Here is a 6,757-nt window from a genome sequence, read left to right as displayed (position 1 = left end):
TAAGGAACTCAGTGGAGCGCAAAGCGATTTGCGCTCCACAATTCTAAAAAGTAATTCTAATTATATTATAGACAGAATAGCAAGAAGTGAAGATCCTTAAAATAAATGAAAACATTCTATTTCATCATCAAATAATTTGAGACTTACATCAGAAGTCAGAGACAACGGCTTTGAGGTCGAGTGCCTTATTGTTGCAAGTTAACGCTTGCTTCATTCTCAGGCCTCCGACTGTCATTTCCAGATGTTGTTGTCAGAAATCCTATTTTTCTTGTCATTCCCGAATGTTTCTATCGGGAATCTTATGTGAGCAAGGGTAAGACGACCACTTATAAAAAGGAACACGTTTACGCGTGTTATATTTTTAGGCCTCCGGCTGTGGGAATGACAGTACTAAATCATTGAAGCTCGTCTCGGTTATCGGACCGAGCTTTTTTTCCGTGACCGTCACTTAGCTCTGCGATATCCACGAGGAGTGACGGTCACGTTTAACGTAACCTTCCGAAAGTTTAAAATGGTAACGTGCTTTGCACGTTACATTATCAGACTTCCAGCCTTTCGGAAGGTTGCGGGGAAGGTTACTAAATTATTCATTATATTTACGATAGAAAGAACCGCTGTTCTGGTGATGACTACAAATAAAGAACTGCGATCCTTCAATAATATTGAATTGCGTGACAACAAGTATGAGTATTCTATCCACAACAAATAAAACAGTATTGGGTATCCTCTGTGTAATCATTTTTACAGCGGGTTATGCCCAGGGTGTAACCGTACGAGTGGTGCCGCCGGATGGTATGAAAAGAGGAAACTCATACACTGTTCCCATACAAGTAAGTAATTTTAACAATGTAAATGCATTTCAATTTGAATTTCAGTTTAACAAAAATAATTTACAATTATCTACCACTCCAAGTGTCTCCTATTTGGGCATATCGATTGCATCCACGAACTTAGAGGTAGCCAATGCAAATGGCAAACTCATAGTACTATGGGTTTCAGCGGTGAGCATTTTGAACTTTGGTAACGGAGAATTGCTGGATTTAAACATTACCGTTCTTTCTAATGCAAATGTTGGCGTTGATACTATTAAATTTACAGAATGTATTGTAGCCGATATTAATGGCACTTCCTTAAATCCGCAATATTATGATTCAACTATTAATATTCTGACAGGTGTAAAAGAAAATTCATCTCCAAATGCTTTCTCTTTGTACCAAAATTATCCCAATCCTTTTAATCCGAGCACAATTATTCGTTACCGGTTACAAATGGAAAGTTTTGTAAAATTAAATATATTTGACATGTTAGGCAATGAAGTAGCGATGCTTGTAAACGAAAAACAACAAGCAGGCGATTATACTGTGCCATTTAGTACTCTCAATGGTTCATTATCCTCTGGAGTATATTTCTATAAAATTGATGCGGGAATATTTCACCAAATTCGTAAAATGATTTTACTGAAATAATTATTTTCACTCAATTGTCATACCCGAGAAAACGAGTAACCAGCATAAGTTTGATAGCAGAGTTCCTGTTTTTAAAGTACTATTAGTGGATTTTCGCTAAAACTCATGGAAATGACCGCACTAAACTAAGTCACTAATGGTGGAACTCCTATGGAGTTCTAAGCTTTATTGTTTAACTCAATTACAAACGTATAATCCCTGCCTGCGGCAGGCTCGCCTAAGCACGAAGTGCGACCGCTTGCCAGCGAACTTGTTCGGCGAGCAGGCAGGCCTACGGGATTAATAAAGAATAACAGGTTTTTAGGATGACTCCGTAGGAGTCAAATGTTTGTAACAAAAGCCAAAAAAGGGAAAGGGAACTCCGTATGGAGTTCAACTTGAAATGCGAATATGATTTTAATCACTTAGGGTAAATTCCCCGACGCTTGCGGCGGGGAGATTCATTACTAAACAAACATAATCGGTAGATACAATAGGTATAGAATAACGTGCAGATTGCTGTTGTTAAGGTTTTTACAAAAACAGGTTTTATGAATAGTGCAAAATATAATTGCACGAAATAATTTGAGAAAAGAATATTTGTTTTCCTAACACCCAATATTTATGGAAAATATATTAGCAATAGTGCCAGCGTACAACGAAGAAAAGAGTATTGCTGGGGTAATAGATGAACTAAGCAATATTGATGTTAAATTGGACGTATTGGTAGTGAACGATGGCTCTACGGATAAAACTTCTCTTGTCGCACGTCAAACAAAAAAAGCTAAGGTATTAGATCTTCCCATAAATTTAGGCATTGGCGGCGCGGTGCAAACCGGTTTCATATATGCTTTAAGAAATAATTATGATATAGCAATCCAATTCGATGGAGATGCACAACACATTGCGAGTGAAATAAAAAATATTATCGCACCTATCCTGCAAAAGGAAGCTGATGTCGTTATTGGAAGCAGATTCTTAGATGGCTATAAAAAATTTAAAACAGATAAAAGCAGAAAATTAGGGATTGTCATATTTCAGTTTGTCAATTCTATTATGAATAGACAGCGTATTACAGATAGCACATCAGGTTTTCGTGCTTATAATAGAAAAGCTATTCAGTTTTTTTCGGAATATTATCCTACCGATTATCCTGAACCTGAAGCTGTAATATTATTGATAAGAAAAGGTTTTGCTTTAAAGGAAGTGGCAGTGGAAATGAGACAACGATGGCAGGGAATATCTTCTATCTCAATGTTTGATGGGATATATTATATGATTAAAGTCTTGTTATCCATCTTTATGACGTATTTAAGAACTTTTGGAAGAAAATAGTATTTTGGCAAAATAATTTCTAAATACAGGAATAATTTCCATGGAAATTCATAGAGTACAATTTTTTGCAATTATTGGCAGCATATCTATTTTTTTGTTCGTAATTGAACTCATAAGAAAGAAACGGATAAGAGAGCAATATTCTCTTCTATGGTTCTTCTTCGGCATCGTATTTATCGTATTGTCCATTTGGGAAGAGGGATTAGCACGAATTGCTCACTTTATAGGTATTGCTTATCCGCCTGCCGCTCTCCTTCTAATTTTAGTTATAGCTATTTTTCTAATTTTAATACAATTTTCTGTTATTATTTCAAGGCTGTCTGATAAAAATGATAAACTTGTTCAGGAAGTCGCTCTTCTCAAGGGTGAAATTGAGAAAATAGATAAAAAGTCTTAGTTAATACGAGTGATATCCTTCCGTTGTATTCAAAATCTCCGTAAAAATCGCTAAATTTTTCACTTGACAAATGTTCTATAATTGAGTAATTTAACTACTCAGAAAGCAGAACATCTTTCTTCATAATAATTGAGTAAATCTTGCTTGATTCCATAATTACATCAAAAACTAGAGTAAAGCTTCTGTTGAAGTTTTTTCTAAATCCGGAAACAAAAGCATATCTACGGGGATTGTCAGATGAATTTGGCGAATCATCCAATGGAGTAAGATTAGAACTTAATCGGCTTACAAAAGCAGGCTTACTTACATCTGAAAGTGATGGTAATAAGAAGGTGTATCGGGCAAATGTTAAAAATGCATTATTCCCGGAAATTAACAAAATAATTAAAAAGGACTTTGGCATAGATATCATTGAAAATGTTTTACACAATTTGGGTAATGTTGAATTAGCTTTTGTGACAGGCGATTATGCAAAAGGGATTGATGGAGGTGTCATCGATCTCGTAATTGTTGGTGAAGTAAATAAAGTATACATGAATGAGCTCATAGAAGTAACCGAAAAAACTATTAAAAGAAAAATCAGAGCGCTTGTACTAAATAAAGTTGAGTATAAAAAATTGAAAGATGGACTCAAAATAGATAAGGCTTTGGTTGTTTGGAATAATGAACCTAAGAAGGATGATTGATTATTGCTCTTGTGTATAATACCAAATGGATGACAATATAGTAGTTCAAAAATTGGATTGGCTAGTGATTTACACGAAATCACGTCAGGAAAAAAAAGTTTACGCATTATTGCAGAAGCAATCGGTTGAATCATTTCTTCCACTCCGTCGCCAACGTAAAAAGTGGAGTGATCGCTGGAAGTGGATTGAAATACCATTGTTTTCTTCATACATTTTCGTCAAACCGGATAAGCAACAAAAAGATCGCATCCTTCAGATCGACGGTATTGTTCGGTATCTTGCATTTAATGGTAAACTGGGATTGGTCCGTCAGAATGAGATAGATTTTCTCAGGCGCGTAGTCGATTCTGACGAAAAGGTTGAAGTTGTCCCCGATTTGTTTGATAAGGAATCGGAAGTAGTGATAAGCAAAGGTTACTTTAAAGGTTTTAAGGGAAGATTTATCCACCCCGATCGAGCCGGAAAGGTTGCGATACGGATCGAAGGGATTGGTTATTCTGTTTTGATAAGTGTTTCGCGGGATGAGGTAGAACCAGTTCGACAAGTTCTTCTATCGGATCGTGAACATACAAGAGATTTACGCTTAAGTATATAGTAGATTTATTTTCAAATGTTCCGGAATAATTGCTTTTTCATTCCAATGGGAGTGAAGAAGCGGAGCTGTATCAACGACTCTACAATATTATTAATCCATAAAATTAGAAGTGTAAACCGAGTAATATTTTAGAAGCAATTCCTTCATTGCGGTTTAGGATAAATAATCCGTCATCGGAAATCATAAGTATAAAAAGGTTATTTGTCTCTTGACGAACACATTTTGATAAGCGCGTTGTTTATCTAACGTTAAGGCGGGAGCGGGTAAGAAAATCAAAGCAACAAAATTATTAAACCCCTTCTTTGAAAACTAGTGGGGGAAAGTACTCCAAACCAGTATTAACATTATAAGAATTCAATGAAAACATCAACCGACCACGTTATCCAATATTTCGAACAAGTTAAAATAATTGCAGATTTAATTATCAAACAGCAGATTGAATCTTTGGCAGATGCCCTTATCAGGTTGAGGAAAAGGAGGGGGAGGTTATTTTTCTTAGGAATCGGAGGCAGTGCAGCTAATTGTTCTCATGCGGTGAATGATTTTCGTAAACTTTGTGGGATCGAGGCTTACACTCCGACTGATAATGTCGCCGAGTTGACAGCCAGGATCAACGATGAAGGGTGGGATGGCGCACTCGCTGGTTGGCTTCAAGGCAGTAGACTTGAAGAAAAAGATGCTCTTTTCATCCTCTCCGTTGGAGGCGGAAATCTGGAAAAACAAGTGAGCGTGAATTTGATCAAAGCAATTGAACTTGCGAAGGAACGAAAGGCTAAAGTATTCGGCATCGTGGGCCGCGATGACGGTTATACAAAAAAAGCTGGGGATATCGTTGTGCTTATTCCTCAGGTTGATGATAAACTGGTAACGCCACACACTGAAGCCTTTCAGGCCGTAGTTTGGCACTGTCTTGTCTCTCATCCTGTTCTTCAAATCCAAGCAACGAAGTGGTGATTAGAGAAAAATATCCGGCTGTTTTCTTAGATCGGGATGGTGTGTTATGCCGATCTTTTGTTCGTAATGGTAAACCTTACGCACCGCGACTATTAAAAGATTTTCGACTTTTGCCAAATTCAATAAATTCTATCTTGCTTTTAAAGCAAGCGGGATTTAAAGTTATTGTGGTTACAAACCAACCAGATATCGGGAATGGCTTGCTTCGTTTGGAAATAGTCGAAACCATGCATCAAAAACTTTATGCAAAAACAATGGTTGATGAAATTATGTTATGTCCCCATTGTCAGGATGATGGCTGCGAATGCCGTAAGCCGAATCCAGGTATGTTGCTTTTTGCTTCAGAAAAACACAAAATAGATATCAGTAAAAGTTTCATGGTCGGCGATCGTGCCAGCGATATTGAAGCAGGTAAAAGGGCAGGATGTCTAACGATTTTTATTGATCGACACTACGCTGAGACTCGTCCGACGAATCCTGATGTCACAGTAAACTCTTTACTAAAAGCTGTTAGCTATATTCTTGCAAATCATAAATAAATTCTGAGTAGAAGAAATATTCTTTAATTGTTCAACTTCTTAATACTATGACAAATATCAGTGATCTCGATGTGAAAATCTTTGCCGATGGTGCAGATTTGCAAAATATTCGTATGCTGTATGCGCAGCCCTTCGTCAAGGGTTTTACAACCAATCCCACACTTATGCGTCAGGCAGGAGTGAATAATTACAAGTCTTTTGCTTTGGAAGTTCTTAAGGTCGTCTCTGATCGACCGGTTTCATTTGAAGTGTTTGCCGACGATATAGCAGGTATGGAAGCTCAGGCTTTAGAGATTGCTTCTTGGGGAAAAAATGTCAATGTAAAAATTCCAATTACGAATACGAAAGGAGAGAGCACGGCTGCTCTTGTTGAACGTCTCTCAGCAAAGGGCGTAGTCTGCAATATCACTGCCATTTTTACGCTGGCTCAAGTACAGGGTATCGTTGAAATCCTAAATCCTGGGACACCGGCGATTCTCTCTCTCTTCGCGGGTCGTATTGCAGACACTGGCGTTGATCCTGTTCCGCTTTTGCGCGAAGCAGTAAGGATTGCATCTGTAAAACCCAAAGCTGAGATATTGTGGGCAAGTCCACGGGAGTTACTGAATATCTTTCAGGCAAACGAAGTGGGCTGCCATATCATCACTGTCACTAATGATGTGTTGAAGAAACTCTCATGCGTGGGGAAGGATTTGACTACTTTCTCACGCGAGACTGTATCTATGTTTTATAATGATGCCAAGTCTGCTGGTTACACGATAGATCTGAAATAGTTAACAAGTTAAAAATCAAATAAATATCTTGGA

8 protein-coding genes are annotated in these 6,757 nt (G+C 37.5%); all 8 read left to right on the top strand.

Translation table 11 applies throughout. From position 1 onward, the window contains the following. The first annotated feature begins 683 nt into the window (after positions 1-683). The 8 genes from NTX44_11230 (at position 684) to NTX44_11195 (ending at position 6,724) form a co-directional block, all read left to right on the top strand. Positions 684-1,466, top strand: coding sequence for a T9SS type A sorting domain-containing protein (locus NTX44_11230; GenBank protein ID MCX6122174.1), 783 nt, complete (start codon positions 684-686; stop codon positions 1,464-1,466). 603 nt (positions 1,467-2,069) lie between these two features. After that, positions 2,070-2,780: a glycosyltransferase family 2 protein gene (locus NTX44_11225; protein MCX6122173.1), complete on the top strand. Its 711-nt coding sequence runs from the start codon at positions 2,070-2,072 to the stop codon at positions 2,778-2,780. A 40-nt stretch (positions 2,781-2,820) separates the two neighbouring features. After that, positions 2,821-3,177: a DUF2304 domain-containing protein gene (locus NTX44_11220; protein MCX6122172.1), complete on the top strand. Its 357-nt coding sequence runs from the start codon at positions 2,821-2,823 to the stop codon at positions 3,175-3,177. A 140-nt stretch (positions 3,178-3,317) separates the two neighbouring features. Continuing rightward, complete coding sequence (locus NTX44_11215) at positions 3,318-3,863, top strand: winged helix-turn-helix domain-containing protein (protein MCX6122171.1); 546 nt, start codon at positions 3,318-3,320, stop codon at positions 3,861-3,863. A gap of 25 nt (positions 3,864-3,888) precedes the next feature. Next, complete coding sequence (locus NTX44_11210) at positions 3,889-4,458, top strand: UpxY family transcription antiterminator (GenBank protein ID MCX6122170.1); 570 nt, start codon at positions 3,889-3,891, stop codon at positions 4,456-4,458. Positions 4,459-4,815: 357 nt separating this feature from the next. Further along, a complete protein-coding gene (locus tag NTX44_11205; GenBank protein MCX6122169.1) occupies positions 4,816-5,412 on the top strand; it encodes an SIS domain-containing protein in 597 nt (198 codons plus the stop codon). After that, the gene (locus NTX44_11200) at positions 5,409-5,951 is read left to right on the top strand and encodes an HAD family hydrolase (GenBank protein MCX6122168.1); all 543 of its coding nucleotides are present in this window, start codon (positions 5,409-5,411) and stop codon (positions 5,949-5,951) included. The genes NTX44_11205 and NTX44_11200 overlap by 4 nt, the downstream gene beginning before the upstream one ends. A 47-nt stretch (positions 5,952-5,998) precedes the next feature. Next, positions 5,999-6,724 carry a transaldolase gene (locus NTX44_11195; protein MCX6122167.1) on the top strand — a complete coding sequence of 242 codons (726 nt, stop codon included), beginning with the start codon at positions 5,999-6,001 and terminating at the stop codon, positions 6,722-6,724. Positions 6,725-6,757: the final 33 nt, after the last annotated feature.

The sequence above is a fragment of the Ignavibacteriales bacterium genome (assembly GCA_026390575.1).
Taxonomy (GTDB): domain Bacteria; phylum Bacteroidota; class Ignavibacteria; order UBA10030; family UBA10030; genus Fen-1298.
This window is presented reverse-complemented; position numbering and strand designations above follow the sequence as displayed.